At 69.2% G+C, this 19,983-nt stretch carries 24 protein-coding genes; 12 read left to right on the plus strand and 12 right to left on the minus strand.

Annotated elements, in window-relative coordinates:
* Positions 1-112 precede the first annotated feature (112 nt).
* Positions 113-649, minus strand: a complete 537-nt coding sequence (locus FHR66_RS00475) for a fasciclin domain-containing protein (RefSeq protein ID WP_425612967.1) — start codon at positions 647-649, stop codon at positions 113-115.
* Between the two features lie 318 nt (positions 650-967).
* Positions 968-1,636, minus strand: coding sequence for a class I SAM-dependent methyltransferase (locus FHR66_RS00480; protein WP_160968146.1), 669 nt, complete (start codon positions 1,634-1,636; stop codon positions 968-970).
* 164 nt (positions 1,637-1,800) lie between these two features.
* Here FHR66_RS00480 and FHR66_RS00485 point away from each other — a divergent pair, with 164 nt between their 5' ends.
* Positions 1,801-3,438: a Na+/H+ antiporter gene (locus FHR66_RS00485; RefSeq protein ID WP_160968144.1), complete on the plus strand. Its 1,638-nt coding sequence runs from the start codon at positions 1,801-1,803 to the stop codon at positions 3,436-3,438.
* Between the two features lie 168 nt (positions 3,439-3,606).
* Here the strand turns inward: FHR66_RS00485 and FHR66_RS00490 are convergent, their stop codons facing one another.
* The gene (locus tag FHR66_RS00490) at positions 3,607-4,086 is read right to left on the minus strand and encodes an Lrp/AsnC family transcriptional regulator (RefSeq protein ID WP_160968142.1); all 480 of its coding nucleotides are present in this window, start codon (positions 4,084-4,086) and stop codon (positions 3,607-3,609) included.
* A 159-nt stretch (positions 4,087-4,245) separates the two neighbouring features.
* On the opposite strand from FHR66_RS00490, the gene FHR66_RS00495 reads away from it, so the two are divergent.
* The 3 genes from FHR66_RS00495 to FHR66_RS00505 all read left to right on the plus strand — a co-directional run bounded on the left by FHR66_RS00495 (position 4,246) and on the right by FHR66_RS00505 (position 7,003).
* Entirely contained in the window at positions 4,246-5,127 is an 882-nt protein-coding gene (locus tag FHR66_RS00495) for a DMT family transporter (protein WP_237475367.1), read from the plus strand.
* Between the two features lie 170 nt (positions 5,128-5,297).
* Positions 5,298-6,245 (plus strand): ATP-binding cassette domain-containing protein, encoded by a 948-nt coding sequence (locus FHR66_RS00500; RefSeq protein WP_160968138.1) that lies wholly within the window; start codon positions 5,298-5,300, stop codon positions 6,243-6,245.
* Positions 6,242-7,003: an ABC transporter permease gene (locus FHR66_RS00505; RefSeq protein ID WP_160968136.1), complete on the plus strand. Its 762-nt coding sequence runs from the start codon at positions 6,242-6,244 to the stop codon at positions 7,001-7,003. Before FHR66_RS00500 ends, FHR66_RS00505 begins: the two co-directional genes overlap by 4 nt.
* Positions 7,004-7,079: 76 nt before the next feature.
* Here FHR66_RS00505 and FHR66_RS00510 read toward each other — a convergent pair whose 3' ends face one another.
* Positions 7,080-7,322, minus strand: a complete 243-nt coding sequence (locus tag FHR66_RS00510) for a DUF3297 family protein (RefSeq protein ID WP_048492240.1) — start codon at positions 7,320-7,322, stop codon at positions 7,080-7,082.
* Between the two features lie 146 nt (positions 7,323-7,468).
* On the opposite strand from FHR66_RS00510, the gene FHR66_RS00515 reads away from it, so the two are divergent.
* Positions 7,469-8,008, plus strand: a complete 540-nt coding sequence (locus tag FHR66_RS00515) for a DUF6630 family protein (RefSeq protein ID WP_160968134.1) — start codon at positions 7,469-7,471, stop codon at positions 8,006-8,008.
* Positions 8,009-8,135: 127 nt separating this feature from the next.
* Here FHR66_RS00515 and FHR66_RS00520 read toward each other — a convergent pair whose 3' ends face one another.
* The 6 genes from FHR66_RS00520 to msrB all read right to left on the minus strand — a co-directional run bounded on the left by FHR66_RS00520 (position 8,136) and on the right by msrB (position 12,142).
* Positions 8,136-8,420, minus strand: coding sequence for a DUF4031 domain-containing protein (locus FHR66_RS00520; protein ID WP_160968132.1), 285 nt, complete (start codon positions 8,418-8,420; stop codon positions 8,136-8,138).
* Positions 8,421-8,429: 9 nt separating this feature from the next.
* Positions 8,430-8,960, minus strand: coding sequence for a hypothetical protein (locus FHR66_RS00525; protein WP_160968130.1), 531 nt, complete (start codon positions 8,958-8,960; stop codon positions 8,430-8,432).
* Between the two features lie 104 nt (positions 8,961-9,064).
* A complete protein-coding gene (gene motB / locus FHR66_RS00530; RefSeq protein WP_160968128.1) occupies positions 9,065-10,261 on the minus strand; it encodes a flagellar motor protein MotB in 1,197 nt (398 codons plus the stop codon).
* A 7-nt stretch (positions 10,262-10,268) separates the two neighbouring features.
* Entirely contained in the window at positions 10,269-11,123 is an 855-nt protein-coding gene (motA, locus tag FHR66_RS00535) for a flagellar motor stator protein MotA (RefSeq protein WP_160968126.1), read from the minus strand.
* 114 nt (positions 11,124-11,237) lie between these two features.
* Positions 11,238-11,627, minus strand: a complete 390-nt coding sequence (locus FHR66_RS00540) for an MliC family protein (RefSeq protein WP_208417121.1) — start codon at positions 11,625-11,627, stop codon at positions 11,238-11,240.
* A 50-nt stretch (positions 11,628-11,677) separates the two neighbouring features.
* On the minus strand, positions 11,678-12,142 hold the full coding sequence (gene msrB / locus FHR66_RS00545; protein ID WP_160968122.1) for a peptide-methionine (R)-S-oxide reductase MsrB: 465 nt from the start codon (positions 12,140-12,142) through the stop codon (positions 11,678-11,680).
* A gap of 136 nt (positions 12,143-12,278) precedes the next feature.
* Between msrB and FHR66_RS00550 the strand changes: the two genes are divergently transcribed.
* Positions 12,279-12,722: a hypothetical protein gene (locus tag FHR66_RS00550; protein ID WP_160968120.1), complete on the plus strand. Its 444-nt coding sequence runs from the start codon at positions 12,279-12,281 to the stop codon at positions 12,720-12,722.
* A 122-nt stretch (positions 12,723-12,844) separates the two neighbouring features.
* The gene (locus FHR66_RS00555; protein ID WP_048492458.1) at positions 12,845-13,225 is read left to right on the plus strand and encodes a baeRF12 domain-containing protein; all 381 of its coding nucleotides are present in this window, start codon (positions 12,845-12,847) and stop codon (positions 13,223-13,225) included.
* A gap of 21 nt (positions 13,226-13,246) precedes the next feature.
* Here FHR66_RS00555 and FHR66_RS00560 read toward each other — a convergent pair whose 3' ends face one another.
* On the minus strand, positions 13,247-13,726 hold the full coding sequence (locus tag FHR66_RS00560; RefSeq protein ID WP_017908762.1) for an Lrp/AsnC ligand binding domain-containing protein: 480 nt from the start codon (positions 13,724-13,726) through the stop codon (positions 13,247-13,249).
* A gap of 136 nt (positions 13,727-13,862) precedes the next feature.
* Here FHR66_RS00560 and FHR66_RS00565 point away from each other — a divergent pair, with 136 nt between their 5' ends.
* Both FHR66_RS00565 and alr read left to right on the plus strand, forming a co-directional pair.
* Complete coding sequence (locus FHR66_RS00565; protein WP_160968118.1) at positions 13,863-15,170, plus strand: D-amino acid dehydrogenase; 1,308 nt, start codon at positions 13,863-13,865, stop codon at positions 15,168-15,170.
* Positions 15,149-16,222 (plus strand): alanine racemase, encoded by a 1,074-nt coding sequence (alr, locus tag FHR66_RS00570; RefSeq protein WP_160968116.1) that lies wholly within the window; start codon positions 15,149-15,151, stop codon positions 16,220-16,222. The genes FHR66_RS00565 and alr overlap by 22 nt, the downstream gene beginning before the upstream one ends.
* Before the next feature lie 47 nt (positions 16,223-16,269).
* On the opposite strand, the gene FHR66_RS00575 is transcribed toward alr, so the two are convergent.
* Positions 16,270-16,842, minus strand: coding sequence for a DUF3016 domain-containing protein (locus tag FHR66_RS00575; RefSeq protein WP_160968114.1), 573 nt, complete (start codon positions 16,840-16,842; stop codon positions 16,270-16,272).
* 192 nt (positions 16,843-17,034) lie between these two features.
* On the opposite strand from FHR66_RS00575, the gene FHR66_RS00580 reads away from it, so the two are divergent.
* From FHR66_RS00580 to FHR66_RS00590, 3 genes are all read left to right on the plus strand, one after another.
* A complete protein-coding gene (locus FHR66_RS00580; protein WP_160968112.1) occupies positions 17,035-17,505 on the plus strand; it encodes a hypothetical protein in 471 nt (156 codons plus the stop codon).
* Between the two features lie 19 nt (positions 17,506-17,524).
* The gene (locus tag FHR66_RS00585) at positions 17,525-17,773 is read left to right on the plus strand and encodes a hypothetical protein (protein ID WP_237475366.1); all 249 of its coding nucleotides are present in this window, start codon (positions 17,525-17,527) and stop codon (positions 17,771-17,773) included.
* A gap of 162 nt (positions 17,774-17,935) precedes the next feature.
* Positions 17,936-19,936: a hybrid sensor histidine kinase/response regulator gene (locus FHR66_RS00590; protein ID WP_167087268.1), complete on the plus strand. Its 2,001-nt coding sequence runs from the start codon at positions 17,936-17,938 to the stop codon at positions 19,934-19,936.
* The last annotated feature ends 47 nt before the right edge of the window (positions 19,937-19,983 follow it).

The raw sequence follows: 19,983 nt of genomic DNA on the forward strand, positions 1-19,983 counted from the left end.
CGCGTGGCGCGGTCGTCGTCGGCGGAGCGCCCTCGTGGTCGGCCGCATGCACGTGCAAAACGGGGACGGCCGTAGCCGCCCCCGCGATGCCAATGCACCCCCCGACGTGTGCTTACGGCATCAAAACCTTGTCCACCACATGGATCACGCCATTGCTCTGCATCACGTCGGCGGTGGTGACGTGCGCGGTGTTGCCCTTGCTGTCGGTGAGGGTGACCTTGCCGCCGCGGGTCTTGGCGATCAGCGTTTCGCCCTGCACAGTGGTCAGCTTGGCGCTGCCGCCGCCGGCCTTGATCTGCGCCAGCAGCGCGGCCGCATCGAGCTTGCCCGGGACCACGTGGTAGGTCAGCACCTGGGTCAGTTTTTCCTTGTTTTCCGGCTTGAGCAGCGTGTCCACGGTACCCGCCGGCAAGGCGGCGAAGGCGGCATTGGTCGGTGCGAACACGGTGAACGGGCCGGCGCCCTTCAGCGTGTCCACCAGGCCGGCGGCCTTGACCGCGGCGACCAGGGTGGTGTGATCCTTGGAGTTGACCGCGTTGTCGATGATGTCCTTGGTGGCGTACATCGGCGCACCGCCGACCATCGGATTCGGCTTGGCCTCGCTCATCGCCGCGTGGTCGTGCATCGCGGTTTGGCTGGGGGCGGCCATGGCAGGCAGGGAGACGAGGCCGGCGAGGGCCAGGGACAGCAAGTGGATCTTCATGGGCTTGCTCCTTGAAAGGGATGCGCGGCCAGTCGGCCGTGCACCTGTCTTTACGCGCGCTGCGCCGGCGCGGTTGCATCACGCCGTCCAGATAATGATGAACGGAGGTCGCTGCCGGTTGGGCACGCACGCGCTGAAGCAAACACGCCGTACGACGGCAATGCGTACGATGTGCCTAAACGGAGACGTTGCGTCGTCAACCGTCCATGCCGGCGCCGCCACCTTCCAGCGCTGGTGAGCGCTGGACAGATTCAGCACCTCGGCTCAGCGGCGCTGCAGCACGTAGCTGTTCTCGAAGCCGTGGGCGCAGCCGAGCACGTGGAAGTCGCCGAAGTAGCCGGCGGCGCGCAGCAGGTCCACGGCCGGGCCGACCTCCGGCGAGTATTCCCAGTCGCCGTAGTCGTCGAACACCACGAACCCGCCGGAGACGACACTCGGTCCGTACAGCAGGAAATCCAGCAGCACATTGCGCCCGGTGTGTCCGCCGTCGATGTGCAACAGCGCCACCTTCGGCTCCATGGCGTAGAAATGCTCGGCGCAGAACTCCGAATAGCCGCGGATGAAGCGCGCATTGGGCAGCAACTGTTGCCGGTAGTGGTTGAATTCCTCGAACTGGTTCGGCAACGCGAACGGATCCATGCCGATCACCCGGCGCTCGCGCCCGCAGACCTCGTTCATCAGCACCAGCGACTTGCCCTTCCAGACCCCGATCTCCACCAGGTCGCCCGGCACGCCCTCCAGCAGCAGGCACAGGTAGCCCAGCAGCCGCACATGGTCGTGGAAGGACAGCTCGCGCCGCTCCATCGCGTGCTCGGCCGGCAGGCTGGCCTGGGCCTGGACGAAGTGGTCGCCGATCAGGTCCCAGACCCGCTGGACGCTGCCTTCCGCCGCCTGCGCCTCGATGAAGCGGTTGAGTTCCTGGATGGTGAGCATGCGGTCTCCGGCGGAAGGCGCCGGTGTCCACCACCGGCCTGCAGCAGGATAGTAGCCGTACACGCCCGCCGCGCCACTGGACATCGCCGCCGCGGTGCGCTTTGCTTGCAGGCTCCCCCCATTCATGGGCGGCGCCGCCTGCGTGGCGCCGCTGTCGGACGAGCATGCATTCGATCGAAGTGGTCTTGGCGATGTTGCTGGCGGTGGTCGCCAGCGGCTATCTGGTGCGCGTCCTGCCGTTCTCGCTGCCGTTGCCGCTGGTGCAGATCGGCCTGGGCGCGATCATCGCCGGGGTGTTCAAGAAGGGCTATGCGCTGGAGCCGGAGCTGTTCTTCCTGCTGTTCCTGCCGCCGCTGCTGTTCCTGGACGGCTGGCGCATCCCCAAGCAGGGCCTGTTCCGCGACAAGGGCGTGATCCTCGAACTTGCGCTGGGCCTGGTGGTGTTTACGGTGCTCGGCGCCGGCTTCCTGATCCACTGGATGATCCCGACCATGCCGCTGGCGGTAGCGTTCGCGCTGGCCGCGGTGGTGTCGCCGACCGATCCGATCGCGGTGTCCTCGATCGCCGCGCGCGCGCCGATCCCCAAGCGGCTGATGCACATTCTCGAAGGCGAGTCGCTGCTCAACGACGCGTCCGGCCTGGTCTGCTTCCAGTTCGCGGTGGCCGCGGCGATCACCGGCACGTTCTCGCTGGCCGACGCCTCGCTGACCTTCCTGTGGGTGGCGCTGGTCGGCGTGGCCGCCGGCATCGCGGTGGTGGTGGGCACCAGCCTGGCGCAGCGCTGGGTGTGGCGCCAGGTCGGCGAGGAGCCGGGCGCGGCGATCCTGGTCAACCTGCTGCTGCCGTTCGCCGCCTACCTGCTGGCCGAGGCGATCAACGCCTCGGGCATCCTCGCCGCGGTCGCCGCCGGCATCGCCATGAGCTACGTGGAGCTGAGCGGCCGCGCCCCGGGCAGCATGCGCGTGCAGCGCTCGGCGGTGTGGGACATGGTCCAGTTCACCCTCAACGGCATCATGTTCGTGCTGCTCGGCGAGCAGCTGCCGGGCATCGTGCAGGGCGCCATGCACAACATGGACGAGGCCGGGCACCTGAATCCGTGGTGGCTGCCCGCCTACGCGCTGGCGATCTACGTCGGCCTGCTGCTGCTGCGCTTTTTGTGGGTGTGGCTGTCGCTGCGCTGGACCCTGCTCAAGGCGCGCCGCCGCGGCGAGGACCGGCAGAGCCCGCCGTGGCGGATCGTGGTGGCGACCTCGCTGGCCGGCGTGCGCGGCGCGATCACCCTGGCCGGCGTGTTGACCCTGCCGCTGGCCCTGCCCAGCGGCGCCGCGTTTCCGGCGCGCGACCTGGCGATCTTTCTGGCCAGCGCGGTGATCGTCACCTCGCTGCTGGTCGCCAGCATCGGGCTGCCGCGGCTGCTGCGCGGCCTGGCGTTGCCGGAAGAACCCAACGACCAGCGGGAAGAGGACCTGGCGCGGCGCGAGTCCTCGCGCGCGGCGCTGGCGGCGGTGGAGAAGCTGCGCCAGCGGCTGGTGCAGGACAGCGAGCACGCCGATCTCTACAACGAGGCCGCCAACCGGGTCAGCGCGCTGTACCAGCGCCATCTCGACCACGGCGAGGCGATGGAGAGCGATCCGGAGGAGGCGCGGCGCCTGGACGCGGTGCTGCGCCAGCTGCGCCACGCCGGCCTGCAGGCCGAACGCCAGGAATTGTTCAAGCTGACCCGCCAGCGCAAGATCTCCGACGAGATCGCGCGCCGGCTGATCCGCAATTTGGATCTGCTGGAGGCGCGGCGCAAGAGCTGAGGGCCGGGAGTGGGGAGTCGGGATTCGGGATTCGTGAAAGTGGGTTCCTGGTGCCGTCCCAGCTCGCGCCGGCTTGGTGTTCTTCGCCCTCTGCCCTCCATGGCGCACGCTGGCCTGCGCCTCTGGCGCTGCATGATCAGTCGTAAGCCCCGCGGCTAGCGCATCGCGCTAGGCGTCCTCGACCAGCGGCGGCAGCCGCCTGCGGACTGGGGTCGACTTCACGATGGCGGAATTGGTTTCGGCGCGATCGGTGACTTTTGCCAGGATGCTGTCCAGGTGCTCGATGTCGCGCAGGTACAGCCGGCAGATGAAGCAGTCTTCGCCGGTCACCTTGTCGCACTCGACGAATTCCGGGATGCGCTGCAACAGTTCCTCCACCAGGTGCAACTGCCCTGGCAGCGGTTTGACTCGCACGATCGCCTGCAAGGTGTAGCCGAGCGCGCGCGGGTCCAGTTCGACCGTGAATCCGGCGATCACGCCCTGGTGCTGCAACCGGCGCACGCGGTCGGCGGTGGCCGGCGCCGACAGGCCGATCTGCCTGGCCAGCTCGCTGGTCGCCATGCGCGCATCCTGCGCCAGCGCGGCGAGGATGGCGCGGTCGATCGCGTCGAGCGGAGCGACGGCGGGTGGGGAAAGGCGGTTTTGCATGGCGACCTTTTTTTCGCAGGAAGATTGCGAGATAAGCTTAAGTTTAAGCATGTTTTCGCGGAATCAGGGTTTCTACAATGGCTGCCGTTCGCAGCATTGAAAGGAACCGGGATGGCGTCCAACGAAATTCGCCGTGGTGCCGCTGAGATGGTCGTGGCCATGCTCATGTCCGGCACCATCGGCTGGCTGGTGATGTCGTCACGACAGTCGCCGGTCAACGTGGTGTTCTTCCGCTGCGTGTTCGGCGCGGCCACCCTGCTCATCCTTTGCGCGGCGCTGGGCCTGTTGCGCCGCAAGGCGTTCTCGCCGCGGATGCTGGCACTGGTGCTGCTCGGCAGCGTCACCATCGTGGCGAACTGGCTGCTGCTGTTCGCCGCCTACGGCCGCGCCTCGATTTCGATGGCGACCGCCGTCTACAACACGCAGCCGTTCATGCTGGTCGGGCTCGGCGCGATCGTGTTCCGCGAGCGCATCAGCGCCTCGACCGTGGCGTGGCTGGCGGTGGCGTTCGTCGGCCTGGTGGGCGTGGTGCGCATCGCGCCGGCGGTGCTCGCGGTGCCGGGCGAATACCTGCAGGGCGTCGCGCTGGCGCTGGGCGCCGCATTTCTGTACGCGGTGTCGTCGATCGTCACCAAGCACCTGAAAGGCACGCCACCGCACCTGCTCGCACTGCTGCAACTCGGGATCGGCATCGTGTTGCTGGCCCCGTTCGTGCACTTCGATGCCTTGCCTACCCGCCCGGGCCAATGGCTGGATCTGGTCGTGCTCGGCGTGGTCAACACCGGCGTGATGTACGTGCTGCTGTACGGCGCGATCCAGAAACTGCCCACCGCGATGATCGGGGCGCTGTCGTTCATCTATCCGGTGGTGGCGATCGTGGTCGATCGCATCGCCTTCGGGCAGTCGCTGGCGTGGACGCAGGTGCTCGGGGCGCTGCTGATCCTGCTGGCGGCGGCCGGAGTCAACTTCGGCTGGCGCGTGCTGCCCTTGCCGCGCCCTGCGCGACCGGCCACCGGCAGCCTCGATAGCGGCGAACGCTAGCCGGCGTTCGGCGCGGCGACCACGGCGGCGTCGTCAGCGTTTGCAGGCACTGGCTGGCGCACTGTCCCGCATCCGGGAGAGTGCTTCCGCCAGATCGGGATTTATCCATCACGACCGGGCTTCTACCCTGGGGGCCGTACCGCAGTCGCTGCGCCGCCCAGGGAGTTCCCGTGTCGCCGATCATTTCCGTGCAACAGCTCACCAAGACCTACGCCGGGGGCTTCCAGGCGCTCAAGGGCATCGATCTGGAGATCCGCCGCGGCGAGATCTTCGCCCTGCTCGGTCCCAACGGCGCCGGCAAGACCACGCTGATCAGCATCGTCTGCGGTCTGGTCACGCCCAGCAGCGGCCGGGTGCTGGCCGACGGCCACGACATCGTGCGCGACTACCGCGCCGCGCGCAGCAAGATCGGCCTGGTGCCGCAGGAACTGGCCACCGATGCGTTCGAGACGGTGTGGGCGACGGTGCGCTTCAGTCGCGGCCTGTTCGGCAAGCCGCGCGACGACGCCCACCTGGAGCGGGTGCTGCGCGAACTGTCGCTGTGGGACAAGCGCGGCAGCAAGATCTCCACCTTGTCCGGCGGCATGAAGCGGCGCGTGCTGATCGCCAAGGCGCTGGCGCACGAGCCGTCGATCCTGTTCCTGGACGAACCCACCGCCGGCGTGGACGTGGAGTTGCGCCACGACATGTGGCAGATGGTGCGGCGCCTGCGCGAGCAGGGCACCACCATCATCCTGACCACGCACTACATCGAGGAGGCCGAGGACATGGCCGACCGCGTCGGCGTGGTCGCCCGCGGCGAACTGCTGCTGGTGGAGGACAAGCGCACGCTGATGCGCAAGCTCGGCAAGAAGCAACTGGCACTGACCCTGCAGGCGCCGCTGCCGGCGTTGCCGCCGGCGCTGGCGGCGCAGCCGCTGGAACTGTCCGCTGACGGCGCGACGCTCACCTACACCTACGACGCGCAGGCCGCGCAGACCGGCATCGGCCCGCTGCTGCGGCAACTGGAGGCGCAGGGCGTGGAGATCAAGGATCTGCAGTCCAGCGAGAGTTCGCTGGAGGAGATCTTCGTCAACCTGGTGCGGCCGGCCGCCGCCGGTGCGGAGGTGCGCGCATGAACCTGCACGCGATCGCCGCGATCTACCGCTTCGAGATGGCGCGCACCTTCCGCACGCTGACCCAGTCCATCGCCTCGCCGGTGCTGTCGACCTCGCTGTACTTCGTGGTGTTCGGCGCGGCGATCGGCTCGCGCATGGGCGCCATCGACGGCATCAGCTACGGTGCCTACATCATCCCCGGGCTGGTGATGCTGTCGCTGCTCAGCGAAAGCATCTCCAACGCCTCGTTCGGCATCTACATGCCGCGCTGGGCCGGCACCATCTACGAGGTGCTGTCGGCGCCGGTGGCGTGGTGGGAGGTGGTGATCGGCTACGTCGGCGCGGCGGCGAGCAAATCGGTGCTGCTGGGTTTGCTGATCCTGCTCACCGCGCGCGCCTTCGTGCCGTACGAGATTGCCCATCCGCTGTGGATGCTCGGCTTCCTGGTGCTGACCGCGCTGACCTTCAGCCTGTTCGGCTTCATCATCGGCGTGTGGGCCGACGGCTTCGAGAAGCTGCAGGTGATCCCGCTGATGGTGATCACGCCGCTGACCTTCCTCGGCGGCAGCTTCTACTCGATCAACATGCTGCCGCCGCTGTGGCAGAAGATCAGCCTGTTCAACCCGGTGGTGTATCTGGTCAGCGGCTTTCGCTGGGCGTTCTACGGCAAGGCCGACGTGCACATCGCGGTCAGCGTGGGCATGACCCTGGGATTCCTGGCGCTGTGCCTGGGCGTGATCTGGGCGATCTTCCGCAGCGGCTACCGGCTCAAGCCCTGAGGCGGTAGCCGGGGCCGCGGCGTGCGGCCGGCCACCGCAATGTGCCGGCAGGCGCCGTGCCTGTCGGCGGTCGCGCTTACTTGGCGTCGAGCCAGAAGGCTTCGACCTGGCCCTTGACCTTCATGGTCATCGGATTGCCGCGGCGGTCGCGCGCCTTGCCGACCTGCACGCGGATCCAGCCTTCGCTGATCGAGTATTCCTCGACGTTGTCGCGCTCCACGCCATTGAAGCGGATGCCGACGCCGCGCGACAGCGTCTCGGCATCGTGGAAGGGGCTCTGCGGGCTGACCGCCAGGCGGTCGGGGGGCGTGTCGGACATCGTGGTGGCTTCGCGTGGCGGCGGACAGCGCCGTCTTCCGGGCTGCGAAGGATAAACGCCCGCGGCGCCGTTGCCGAGTTCCGCGCTTCCGTCGTCGCGCCGGGCGCGGCACACTGGCGCTCCCCCGTGATGCCCGATCCGCCGCCATGCCCGACAACAGCGCCGACTACGACGATCCCGACGACCTGTTCGACGACGACGACGATCCGGACACCCAGCAGGGCCTGATCTGGAACCTGTTGCTGCTGATCAACCCGGGCGACGAGGAAAGCGCGCTGCGCCAGTTCGACGCCTACCGCGAGGCGGCCGGCGAAGCAGAGCGCGAGAACGCCGATTGGCTGTGGACGCTGAAGGACGCGATCGACTGGCGCGCGGGCTTCTACGTCGACGGCCACGACCGCGAGGCACTGATCGGCGCGATCGACGAACTGGCCGCGCGCTGGAACCTGCGCATCGACTGGGGCGGCGACATCGACGACGCCGATTTCCTCGAGGATCACGACAGCGCCTCGCTGCTGGCCGTGGCCTACGACCGCCTGCGCGAGCACGGCTACAGCATCTGGTGCTGGGACGCCGGCAGCGAGATCCGCGCCGGCTGGATGGCGCTCAGCCGCGACGACCAGGACATGCAGCGCCTGGCCGCGATCCTGGGCATCGACCTGCGCCCGGGCAGCGATCCGTTCTAGGCAGACGTCAGTCGGCGCTGCGGGCGTGCTGTAGGAGCGGCTTCAGCCGCGACAGGCTTTCCCGGGAACGCCATCGCGGCTGAAGCCGCTCCTACGAAAAGCGCGTTGGCGGACGCGGTGGCATCGCTCACTGCGCCTCGCCGCGCGCCTGCGCACGCGCATGGCGGATCAGGGCTTTCAGCAGTTCGCGATCGCTGTGCCGCGACACCGGCACCGCGCCCAGGCGGATCGCTTCGTCGCGCAGGGGCGCCGGCACGTCGTAGTGCGCGCCGCTGAGCTTGTTCTGGAAGGCGCGGCGGGGAATGCCCAGCCGCGCCGCCATGGCGTGCAGTTCGTCCAGCGTGTCGGCGAGCAGGTGGCCCCAGCGCTGGCCGCGCCAGGGATGCACCGCGTCGTCGATGTAGACCGCCATCGGGTCCGGTCAGGCCGGCTTGTGCGTGCCGTCGGCATCCGCCGCGGCGTCAGGCGCCGCGCTGCTGTCGGCCTGCGCCGGCGCGGAACCGGTCGTCTCCGGCGCGTCGTCCGCGTCGGTCCCGTCCTCGTCTTCGTCCGCATTCTCTGCCGCGCCGTCGCCAGCCGCGAACTCGGCGACCAGCGCGTCCAGATACTCGGCCGGGGTCTGGCCGGCCTCGGCCGCCAGCGCGTCGATCATCTGCTGCAGCTGCGTCGAGTATTCCAGGGTGATGGTGTTGCCTTCCTGCTCCTGCAGGTTGGCCAGGTGCTTGAGCATCGCCAGCATCGGCACTGGATTGTCGGCATTGCCCATGGTCTGGCCGCCGACCGCCAGCAACCACTGGCGTCCCTGCAGGCCGATCGCGGCCAGCACGCGGCCGCTCTGGTCCTGCAGCACGGCATGGTTGGCGATGGGCTGCTCGCGGCCCAGGCGGGCGAAGGGGCGCGGCGACTGCTGCTTCTTGCGCTTGTCGCGCTTGGCTTTGGATTGCTTGGACACGGCGGTCTCGTTGGCGAAGTGGCGGCCATTGTAAGCGCCGCGCCGTGTACGGTCCTGCCGGGCCAGCGCGGTGCGGCCACTGGCCGCCGGATGCGCCGCCGCGATCAGCGTGCGCTGGCCGCTTCGGCCCCGCCGCTGCCGGCGGCGGCCGTCACCGGTGCGCCGCCGTTGATGCTGCGCAAGGCATCGCGTGCGGCGGCGGCCGCGGTCTCCGGCGAGGTCGTGCGCGGCTCGGCGATCTGCACCGTGGCCTTGGCCGGTGTCGCAGCCGGTGCCGCCGGGGCCGCGCCAGGCGTGGCGGCAGGCGCCGCCGCGGGCGCGGCCTTGCCGCTGGCCGGTGTCGCGGCCGCTTCCGTCGCCGCGGCGCTCAGGTCCGGCACCTTGGTGTCGGCATCGGATTGCACCGTGCCCAGGGCGACACTGTGGTCGCCATCGGCCGTGGCGGCATCCTCGGCATCCTTGGTCATCACCACGATGCTGATGCGGCGGTTGATCGGGTTGTTCGGCACCTGCTTGTCGAACAGCACCGACGAGGACAGCCCGACCACGCGCGAGACCTTGTCCTCGCCCATGCCGCCGGCGACCAGCTCGCGGCGCGCGGCGTTGGCGCGGTCCGCGCTCAGCTCCCAGTTGCTGTAGCCGTTCTTGCCGCTGTACTGGGTGACGTCGGTATGGCCGGTGATGCTGATGTGGTTGGGCACCTGGTTGATGAAGCCGGACAGCTCGTGGAGGATGCCGCGGGTATAGGGCTTGAGCACCGCGCTGCCGAGGTCGAACATCGGCCGGTTTTCCTTGTCCACGATCTGGATGCGCAGGCCGTCCGGGGTCAGGTCCAGCAGCAGCTGGTCCTTGAACGGCTCCAGCGCCTGGCTCTTGTCGATGGCTTGCTTCAGTTCCTGCATCAGCGTTTCCAGGCGCTCCTTTTCCTTCTCGCGCTGGCTGCTCTTGCTGTTGTCGTCGCCCTTCAGGCTCTTGCTGCCGAACGGATCCTTGTTGTTGCCGCGCTGCATTTCGCCGGCGCCGCCGAGCTTGATCATCGAGGTGCTGGCGCCGCCGGGGCCGGCCATGCCGGGGCTCGGCGCCGGGCTCTTGCCGGCCAGCGGGCTGGGATTGCGGAAGTATTCGGCGATCGCCGCGCGCTGTTCCTTGGTGGTGGCCGCGACCAGCCACAGCACCAGGAAGAACGCCATCATCGCGGTCACGAAGTCGGCATAGGCCACCTTCCACGCGCCGCCGTGGTGGCCGCCGCCCTGGACCTTCTTGACCCGGCGGATGACGACGGTGGGCTTGGTCTCGGCCATGGCGGCGTTACTTGATCGTCTTCAGATGCGTTTCGAAATCGGCGAAGCTCGGCCGCACGTCGGTCGGCAGGGTCTTGCGCGCGAATTCGAGGGCGATCTTCGGGTTGTAGCCGCGCAGGCAGGCCAGCAGCGCGGTCTTCACCGATTCGAAGATGCGGCTGTCCTGCTCGGCGCGCGCTTCCATCGCCGCCGACAGCGGCGAGACGAAGCCGTAAGCCATCAGGATGCCGAGGAAGGTGCCGACCAACGCCGCGCCGACGTGGTGGCCGATCTCCTCGATCGGGCCGCCGATCGCGCCCATGGTGATCACGATGCCCAGTACCGCGGCGACGATGCCGAAGCCGGGCAGGCCGTCGGACACCTTGCTCAGCGCATGGGCCGGCGCCATCGCCTCGTGGTGGTGCTTCTCCAGCTCCAGTTCCAGCAGCGGTTCCAGTTCGTGCGGCTCGATGTTGCTGCCGATCATCAGGCGCAGGCAGTCGGTGATGAAGTCGAGCAGGTGATGGTCGGCCAGCACCTTCGGGTAGTTGCCGAAGATCGCGCTGTCGGCCGGCCGCTCGACGTGGTCTTCCAGGGCCATGAAGCCGTCGCGGCGCGCCTTGTTCAGCAGTTCGTAGATCAGGGTCAGGGTGCTGCGATAGTCGTCGGACTTGTACTTCGGACCCTTGAACACCCCCATCACGTCGGCGATGGTGGCCTTGACGATCTTGCCCGGGGTGCTGACCAGGAACGCGCCCAGCGCCGCGCCACCGATGATCATCAGCTCGTAGGGCTGCCACAGCGCGCCGAGTTTGCCGTGCGACAGCACGTAGCCGCCGACCACGCTGATGATGACGACGATGAAGCCAACGATGATGAGCATGGCGGGGCAGCCTGCGGGCCGAAGCGGGGACGCCCTAGATGTCGGCCCCGCGGCGCCATTCTGAAGGTGTGAACTGTGCCGGCTTTTTGGCGGTGTGGGTGGCGGACCGGGTGCTCAGCCGGTCATGCCGCTGTCATGGCGGACGCATTTGAGCGTCTCGCCCACACCCGCCAGGGTCAGCGTGGCCTGGTCCGGCTGCGACTGCCAGAAGGTGTTTCCCAGTGCGTCGGCGTAGCGCGCGCCGGTGGCGGTGCCGGCATCGGTGCGCTGCATGTCCAGGCGGGTGCCGCGCACCTGCAGGGCCAGGCGCTCGCGCGCCGGATCGGCCGCCGCCTGCACCAGTTCCTCGCCGCAGCGCCATTGCATGGGCAGGGCATCGGCCTGCAGGCCGGGCGCGGCGGCGGGCGAAGACGTGGCCGCTGTCGGCGTGGTCTGCGCCGGCGGCGGGGTGGGGCTGCGCTGGCAGGCGCTCAGGGCCAGTGGCAGGAGCAGGAGGGGAAGCAACGGGGTACGCATACCGGTGGTCTCCCTATGGCGGCGCGGCTGCGCCGGAATCAGGCCGGTTCGGTCTCGCCGCCGGCGCGGTGCAGCGGGTTGGGCAACGCCTGGCCCTGTTCGGTGAACTGCAGCGAGACCGAATTCAGGCAGTGGCGCTCGCCGCTCGGCGGCGGGCCGTCCGGGAACACGTGGCCGAGATGGCTGTCGCAGCGGGCGCAGACGATCTCGGTGCGGATCATGCCGTGGCTGGTGTCGCGTATCTCGCGCACGTGGTCGGGGTGGTAGGGCGCGAAGAAGCTCGGCCAGCCGGTGCCGGAATCGAACTTGGCGCTGGAGCGGAACAGCGGCAGTCCGCACAGCCGGCAGGTGTAGACGCCCTCCAGCTTGTTGTCCAGGAACACGCCGCAGAACGGCGCTTCGGTACCGTGCTGCAGCAGCACCCGGCGTTCCTCCACGTTCAGGTCGCCGATCAGGCGCTCGCGCTCGGCAGTGGTGGGAGGCGTGAGGTCGAATCGGCTCATGGCGGGACCCGTGGCTGGAGGAGGGGAAAACAACATGAGGGCTGTACGCGGCGGATCAAGCGCGCCGTACCGCGTCGACGCGGCCTCGGCGATGCGCTAGCGTGGAACGCTCCCCCGGCCCATCGACGGAGCCACCGTGAACCGCTTGCTGCCCTGCGTTGCCATCGCCTTGCTCGTGCCGGCGCTTGCCGCCGCGCAGATTCTTCAGCCAGTCCCCGGCGCACCGGCCGGCAATCGCGACGCCAATACCCTGCAGTCCGCGCCGCCGCCGGCGCCCTCGGTGGCCAGCCGTCTCGACGAGCGTGCGCCGGCATCGACGACCGCTCCCAGTGCCGCGCCTGTGCCGTCCAACCTGGACGACCGGCAAGGAAAGACTCGGCACACGCGCCCGGCCAGCCCGGCAGTGCCTGCGGCCGCGGTCGCCGACCCCTCCGCACGCCGTCCGGTGCGCCTCTACGACCGCAGCGGGCAGGTGGTTCCCGGAGCGATGCAGGTCGGCCCGAACCGCGCGCTGGACACCCGCACCGGCCGTTATTACGACACCGTCCCCAGCGGCGACGGCGTGCGCATCCAGGAGTGATGCGCTTGCACCCGCGCGACGAACGCGCGGCGAACGCCGCGTGGCCGCCATCCTCACAAATCGGTTTCTAGACTGGCGTACCGGCCGCGATTGCCGCGGCGCCATGTTTCGCAGGAGAACCGATGAGCAAGCTTCCCGACAACACCCTGATCGTCGTCGCCGACCGCACCAGCGCGCGCCTGTTCCGGGTCAACCTGGCCGGCGAGACCGCGCTGCTGGAGCAGACCGAAGTGCTGAACCCGACGCCGATCGAGGGCGTGGAGGACGGCGACCGGCCGATGACCATGGATGAGGCCGGGTTCGTGCGCCAGGTGGCCGAGCGGCTGTACCAGGACGCGTTGCGCGGACAGGTGGAGCACCTGATGCTGGTCGCCGACCCGCACACGCTTGGGCAGTTGCGGCCGCTGCTGCACAAGGAGGTCCAGAAGCGGGTGGTGGCGGAACTGGCCAAGAACCACGCCAATTCCTCGCGCGACGATCTCGAGAAGCTGCTGGTCTCCTGACCTGCATCCCGCGCGAAACGCTCAGTCGGCGATCGGCAGGCTGAGCGTTTCCTTCACTTCCTCCATCACGATGTAGCTCTTGGACTCGCGCACGTGCGGCAGGGTCAGCAGAGTGCTGCCCAGCAGCTTGCGGTAGGACGCCATCTCGCTGATGCGCGCCTTGAGCAGGTAGTCGAAGTCGCCCGAGACCAGGTGGCACTCGAGTACGTTCGGCAGCTTGAGCGCGGCGCGGCGGAACTCCTCGAAGATGTCGCCGGACTTGTAGGCCAGGCTGATCTCCACGAACACCAGCAGGCTGGCCTTGAGGTAGTGCGGGTCCAGCCGCGCGTAGTAGCCGGTGATGGCGCCGTCGCGTTCCAGCCGGCGTACCCGCTCGGTGCAGGGGGTGGTCGACAGGCCGACCCGCTCGCCCAGTTCGGTGAAGGAGATGCGCCCTTCCTGCTGCAGGATGCGCAGGATCTTGCGGTCGATCTTGTCCAGTTCGCGGAGGCGTGCGGCCATGCGGGTGGGTCTCAGGGGTTTGGCCTGCCAGGCCGGCAGAAGTCAGGGGAAAATCCTGGGTTGCGCTGCCTATACTGCACCGAACTTCTGCCCTGGCGCCATCCAGCCAGGGAATTGATCCGAACGGAGTAGGCGCATGCGGGTTCTGGTTCTCGGCAGCGGTGTGATCGGCACGGCCACGGCGTGGTATCTGGCCCGCAGCGGCTGCGAGGTGACGGTGGTCGACCGCCAGCCGGCGGCCGGGCTGGAGACCAGCTACGCCAATGCCGGCCAGGTCTCGCCCGGCTATGCGTCGCCGTGGGCGGCGCCCGGGGTGCCGCTGAAGGCGCTGAAATGGCTGTTCCAGCGCCATGCGCCGCTGGCGATCACGCCGACTGCCGACCTGCAGCAGTACCTGTGGCTGGCGCAGATGCTGCGCAATTGCACCGCCGAGCGCTATGCGATCAACAAGGCGCGGATGGTGCGCCTGTCCGAATACAGCCGCGACTGCCTGGACCAGCTGCGCGCCGAGACCGGCATCGCCTACGAAGGCCGCCAGCTCGGCACCACCCAGTTGTTCCGCACCCAGCAGCAACTGGACGGCGCGGCCAAGGACATCGAGGTGCTGCGCGAGTACGGCGTGCCCTACGAACTGCTGGACCGTGCCGGCATCGCCCGGGTCGAGCCGGCCCTGGCCAGCGCACCGGCGACCCTGGTCGGCGCGCTGCGCCTGCCCAACGACCAGACCGGCGACTGTCGCCTGTTCACCCAGCGCCTGGCGGCGATGGCGGCTGCGGCCGGCGTGCAGTTCCGGCAGGGCGAGACCATCGAGGCACTGCAGGCCGATGGCGATCGCATCGACGGCGTGCGCATCGGCGGCCGGCTGGAGCGCGCCGACCGCTACGTGGTCGCGCTGGGCAGCTATTCGCCCGGCCTGCTGGCGCCGCTGGGCATCCGCCTGCCGGTGTACCCGCTGAAGGGCTATTCGCTGACCCTGCCGATCCGCGACGCGGCGTTGGCGCCGACCTCCACCATCCTCGACGAGAGCTACAAGGTCGCGATCACCCGCTTCGACGAGCGTATCCGCGTCGGCGGCATGGCCGAACTGGCCGGCTTCGATCTGTCGCGGCCGGCGCGGCGCCGCGCCACGCTGGAGAAGGTGGTCAACGACCTGTACCCGCACGGCGGCGACCTGGCCGCGGCCGAGTTCTGGACCGGGCTGCGTCCGGCCACCCCGGACGGCACGCCGGTGGTCGGCGCCACCGGCTACCGCAACCTGTTCCTCAATACCGGCCACGGCACGCTGGGCTGGACCATGGCCTGCGGCTCCGGCCGCTACCTGGCCGACCTGATGGTCTCGCGGCAGCCGCAGATCAGCGGCGAGGGCCTGGACATCTTCCGTTACTCCCGCGGTTCCGCCGCGTCCGTCGCCGAGGCCGTCGCGTGCGCCCAGCCCGTGCATTGATCGACCTCGACGCGCTGCGCAACAACTACCGCCTGGCCCGCCAACTGAGCGGCGGCAAGGCACTGGCGGTGGTCAAGGCCGATGCCTACGGGCATGGCGCGGTGGCGTGCGCGCGCGCGCTGGACGGCGAGGCCGACGGCTTCGCGGTGGCCTGCATCGAGGAGGCGCTGGAACTGCGCCAGGCCGGCATCGCCGCGCCGATCCTGCTGCTGGAAGGCATCTTCGACGCCGACGAATTGCCGCTGGTCGCCGAACACCGGCTGTGGTGCGCGGTGGCCTCGCCCTGGCAGGTGGAGGCGATCGCCGCCTTCGCCGCGCCGCAGCCGCTGTGCCTGTGGCTGAAGCTGGACAGCGGCATGCACCGGCTGGGCCTGGCGCCGGAGGAATTCCGCGCCGCGCATGCGCGCCTGAGCGCGTTGCCGCAGGTCGAGCGGCTGGTGCTGATGAGCCACTTCGCCCGTGCCGACGAACTGGACAGCGCACGTACCCGCGAGCAGGTGGAGGTGTTCCGCCAGGCGACTGCCGGCCTGGCCGGCGAGACCAGCCTGTGCAATTCGCCGGCGCTGCTGGGCTGGCCTGAGCTGCACAACGACTGGGGGCGGCCGGGGCTGATGCTGTACGGTGCCGACCCGTTCGCCGCGACGGCGGCGCTGCCCGGCGAACTGCGCCCGGTGATGACCCTGCAGTCCAAGGTCATCTCGGTGCGCGACCTGGGGCCGGGTGAGCCGGTCGGCTATGGCGCGCGCTTCGTCGCGGCGCGCCCGACCCGGGTCGGGGTGGTGGCGATCGGTTATGCCGATGGCTATCCGCAGTTCGCGCCCAACGGCACGCCGGTGCTGATCGACGGCGCGCCTGGTGAACTGATCGGGCGCGTGTCGATGGACATGCTGACCGTGGATCTGACCGACCACCCGCAGGCCGGACTCGGCAGCGAGGTGCAGTTGTGGGGCGCGCAGCCGCGTATCGATGCGCTGGCCGGGCGTTGCAACTCCAGTGCCTACCGGTTGCTGTGCGGCCTCAAGCGCGCGCCGCGCACTTATCTCGGCGGTTGACCCGTGCCTGACGGCGCCGGCGCGATGCCGGCGCCGCGCGGACGGCTTCAGCGCTCGGCGACCGCGCTGTCCTTGTTGCGGAACTGGCGGCGCAGCCAGTCGTCGAGCATGCGTTTTTCGTAGCGCAGCGGATCGGTGCTCAGGCCGACCGAGCTGTTGTACAGGTAGCTCGGGTCCATCAGCTTCGGCTGGCCCTGCGCCAACACCTCGCCGTCGGCGCCGTACAGGGTGAAGTCGAGGCTGATCCGCGGCGGGTACAGGTCGCGCATCACCCGCACGTCGTTCCAGTTCGGGCCGTGCCATGGCTCGTAGTCGCCGGCGCGCTTGATGTCGGTCAGTTTGATGTCCAGGCGCTGGCCGGGCTGCAGTTGCTTGGCGGCCTGCTTCTGCAGGTAGGCGGCCAGGTCCTGCACCCAATCGCCGCGTTCGGCTTCCCAGCGGTTGCGGCTCTGCCGCAGTTCGCTGAAGCTGGCCGGATCGGCCCAGCTGACCTGCACCGGGCCGTCGCTGGCGAGGCTGCGCGGCGCCTGCGGGTCGGTGACGTTACGGATCTCGGCGGAGGCGCCGCCCGCCCACAGGCAGGCAACAGCCAGCGCCGTCCAGGCATAGCGGATCTTCATGGCGGATCTCCAGGAGGCGTGTGTCCAGTGTGTGCCTGTGCCGGCGCGCCCGCAATCGCGGCGAGGCGTGTGGCGAGCACCGTTGGCCGCGGATTCATCCGCTCCGGCGTGACGGCCGGCTCACATCGCCTCGCCGCCTGCTTCACGGTGCGCGCGCGAGCATGGAGGCCACTGGAGTGATGCGGGGATCGCATGAAGACGCCGTTGTTCCACCACGCCCATACCGGTAGCGATGTGCGGCTGCAGTTCATCGAGTGGGCCAAGCGCCACGGGCACAGCCCGGCCAGTGGCGCGGCCGCGTTCGTCGAGCACCAGGCCAACCTGGACGAGGCGGCGCGCCAGCTGCGCCTGAACCCGGGCGACGACGTGCGCCATCTGTTGCGGCGCTACCTGGTCTCGCTCGGCGAGGCGCAGGACGTGGCCGTGCAGTTCCCGCCCAGTTACCACTACCGCAGCCCGCAGGGGCAGAGCTTCCGCTATACGCTGATGCTGGTGCTGGCCGAAGACGGCGTGGAGTGGAAGGCGCGGGTGTGGGCCGGCCTGGAGTACCTGGGCCTGATCGTCGGCCGCGGGGCCGGCCCGCGTGCCAACTACACGCGATTGGCGCGGATGGCGGTGGAGCACGAGCTCGCCAGCGACGCACCGCGTTTCACGCTCGGCTGAGCGGTTCAGGAAGCTTGTCATGTCCGTTGTGAGCGCACCCCAGCGACCCGTGATCCCCGCAGAATGCCGTCGGCAATGCCGGCAGCTGGGGGCGGCACGCGTCCAGCAACTGCTGGAATCCTCTCCGCCGCCGCCGTGGCGCGAGGAAGCCGAGCGTTGGCTGGAAGAGCAGGCCTTGCGCAGCGCGCGCCTGACCCAGTGGCTGGTGTTTGCCGGGATCGGTCTCTCGCTGCTGGGCATCGTCCTGGTGATCGCCTTCTTCTGGTGACCAGGTTCCGCAGGTGCAGCGTGCACCCTGGCTTGACGGCGGCGGAGTGGCTTAACAAGATGGGGGTTCCGCCTCGCCGTTCCTAGCGCGTCGTTGTTGCGCCGCGGATGCAGGGCACCGTCGTCATCCGTTGCCGTAGGCCGCTTCCAGAGTTACTCCGTCATGCATGCCAGCCCAGAATCCACCTCGTCTTCGTTCGCGCAGGCGACGGACCTGCAATACCGCGAAATCTTCGACAAGATCGATTCCGGCTTTTGCGTGATCCAGATGCTGTTCGAAGGCGAGCGCGCGGTCGATTACGTGTTCCTGCAGGTCAATCCGGCCTTCGAGCGCGAGACCGGCCTGCGCGAGGTGGTCGGGCGGCGCATGCGCGACATCTCGCCGACCCACGAGGAGCACTGGTTCCAGCGCTACGGCGAGGTGGCGCTGAGCGGCCGCTCGGCGAAGTTCGAAAACTTCGCCACCGCGCTGGACCGCTGGTGGGCGGTGGATGCGTTCCGCGTCGGCGCGCCGGAACTGCGCCAGGTTGCCGTGCAGTTCCTCGACATCACCGAGCGCAAGCGGATGGAGCGCGACCTGGCCGAGAGCGAGGCGCGCTTCAGCGCACTGGCCGAGGGCCTGCCGATGCCGGTGTGGGTGCTGGACGCCCAGGGCGAGCTGCGTTTCACCAACACTGCCTACGCCGAGTTCTTCGGCATCGATCTGGACACCGATGGGGTGCGCCCGGGCTGGGGCGATGTGCTGCATCCGGAGGATGTGGGCGTGTTCGCCTACGAACTGCGCAACGCGCTGCACGACCAGCGCAATCTGCGCGCGCTGGTGCGCGCGCGCCGCCACGACGGCGAATGGCGCTGGGTGGAAATGACCGCGGTGCCGCGCTACTCCGCCGAGGGTAAGTTCATCGGCCTGGCCGGCAGCAGCCCGGACGTCACCGAACGCCGCGACATCGAACTGGCGCGCGAGCAACTGCTGGAGTCCGAGCGCAGCGCGCGCAACGCCGCCGAGAGCATGGCGCGGCTGAAGGACGAATTCCTGGCGACGCTGTCGCACGAACTGCGCACGCCGCTGACCACCATCCTCGGCTGGAGCGATCTGCTGCTGCAGCGGTTGCCGCCGGGCGACCCGAGCAGCAAGGGCCTGTCGGTGATCGCCAGTAGCGCGCGTGCGCAGCAGCGGCTGATTTCCGACATGCTCGACCTCAGCAGCATGCTGCTGGGCAAGGTGCAGTTGGAAGTGGAGGCGCTGGACCTGGCCGAGCAGGTGCGCGAGGCGATGCGCGCGCAGGAGCCGGTGGCCGAAGGCAAGGACCAGGCGCTGACCCTGCAGGCGCCCGCGCAGCCCTGCATGGTGCTGGGCGACGCCACGCGCCTGCAGCAGGTGTTCTGGAACCTGTTGTCCAATGCGATCAAGTTCACCCCCGCGCACGGGCGCATCGCCCTGGCGATCGAGCTCGACGACGATGGCGAGCACGTCAGCGTCGCCGTGCGCGATTCCGGCGACGGCATCCCGCCGGAATTCCTGCCGCACCTGTTCGGCCGCTTCCGCCAGGCCGACAGCACCACCACGCGTCTGCACGGCGGCCTCGGCCTGGGTCTGGCGATCGTGCAGCAACTGGTGGAGATGCACGGCGGCCAGATCAGCGCGTTCAGCGAAGGCCGCGACTGCGGCTCGGTGTTCACCGTGCGCCTGCCGCTGCACCGCGACGCGCCGGGCTCGCGCCCGCTGCGCGAAGTGCGCGCCTTCGCGATGGCCGAACAAGTGGTCGAGGCGTATTCGCTCAAGGGCGTGCGCCTGCTGGCGGTGGAGGACCAGCCGGACATGCTCGACTACCTGCGGCGCCTGCTCGAGGAGCAGGGGGCCGAAGTGGTCGCGGTGGGCTCGGCCAGCGAGGCGCTGGAGGTGCTCGATGGCGGCGGCCATGCGGCGATCGACGTGATGGTCACCGACATCGGCATGCCGGGCATGGACGGCTACGGCCTGATCCGCACCGTGCGCGAGAACATGGGTCTGAGCGCGGATGACCTGCCGGCGGTGGCAGTGACCGCGCTGGCGCGTGCCGACGATCGCCAGCGCGCGCTGCAGTCCGGCTTCCAGGAGCACCTGGCCAAGCCGTACAGCGTGGCGCAGCTGGTGTCTGCGGTGCGCTTCGCGCGGCAGCGCTGACTGCCGGCTCACACCGGCGGCGCTAGGGTGCAGCGGTCCCCATACGG

Source organism: Xanthomonas sp. F4 (genome assembly GCF_011761895.1).

Coding starts and splice junctions, on each gene's coding strand:
- FHR66_RS00475 (WP_425612967.1), bottom strand. CDS start 649: ATGGCCGCCCCCAGCCAAACCGCGATGCACGACCACGCGGCGATGAGC.
- FHR66_RS00480 (WP_160968146.1), bottom strand. CDS start 1,636: ATGCTCACCATCCAGGAACTCAACCGCTTCATCGAGGCGCAGGCGGCG.
- FHR66_RS00485 (WP_160968144.1), top strand. CDS start 1,801: ATGCATTCGATCGAAGTGGTCTTGGCGATGTTGCTGGCGGTGGTCGCC.
- FHR66_RS00490 (WP_160968142.1), bottom strand. CDS start 4,086: ATGCAAAACCGCCTTTCCCCACCCGCCGTCGCTCCGCTCGACGCGATC.
- FHR66_RS00495 (WP_237475367.1), top strand. CDS start 4,246: ATGCTCATGTCCGGCACCATCGGCTGGCTGGTGATGTCGTCACGACAG.
- FHR66_RS00505 (WP_160968136.1), top strand. CDS start 6,242: ATGAACCTGCACGCGATCGCCGCGATCTACCGCTTCGAGATGGCGCGC.
- FHR66_RS00510 (WP_048492240.1), bottom strand. CDS start 7,322: ATGTCCGACACGCCCCCCGACCGCCTGGCGGTCAGCCCGCAGAGCCCC.
- FHR66_RS00515 (WP_160968134.1), top strand. CDS start 7,469: ATGCCCGACAACAGCGCCGACTACGACGATCCCGACGACCTGTTCGAC.
- FHR66_RS00520 (WP_160968132.1), bottom strand. CDS start 8,420: ATGGCGGTCTACATCGACGACGCGGTGCATCCCTGGCGCGGCCAGCGC.
- motB (WP_160968128.1), bottom strand. CDS start 10,261: ATGGCCGAGACCAAGCCCACCGTCGTCATCCGCCGGGTCAAGAAGGTC.
- motA (WP_160968126.1), bottom strand. CDS start 11,123: ATGCTCATCATCGTTGGCTTCATCGTCGTCATCATCAGCGTGGTCGGC.
- msrB (WP_160968122.1), bottom strand. CDS start 12,142: ATGAGCCGATTCGACCTCACGCCTCCCACCACTGCCGAGCGCGAGCGC.
- FHR66_RS00555 (WP_048492458.1), top strand. CDS start 12,845: ATGAGCAAGCTTCCCGACAACACCCTGATCGTCGTCGCCGACCGCACC.
- FHR66_RS00560 (WP_017908762.1), bottom strand. CDS start 13,726: ATGGCCGCACGCCTCCGCGAACTGGACAAGATCGACCGCAAGATCCTG.
- FHR66_RS00565 (WP_160968118.1), top strand. CDS start 13,863: ATGCGGGTTCTGGTTCTCGGCAGCGGTGTGATCGGCACGGCCACGGCG.
- FHR66_RS00575 (WP_160968114.1), bottom strand. CDS start 16,842: ATGAAGATCCGCTATGCCTGGACGGCGCTGGCTGTTGCCTGCCTGTGG.
- FHR66_RS00580 (WP_160968112.1), top strand. CDS start 17,035: ATGAAGACGCCGTTGTTCCACCACGCCCATACCGGTAGCGATGTGCGG.
- FHR66_RS00585 (WP_237475366.1), top strand. CDS start 17,525: ATGTCCGTTGTGAGCGCACCCCAGCGACCCGTGATCCCCGCAGAATGC.
- FHR66_RS00590 (WP_167087268.1), top strand. CDS start 17,936: ATGCATGCCAGCCCAGAATCCACCTCGTCTTCGTTCGCGCAGGCGACG.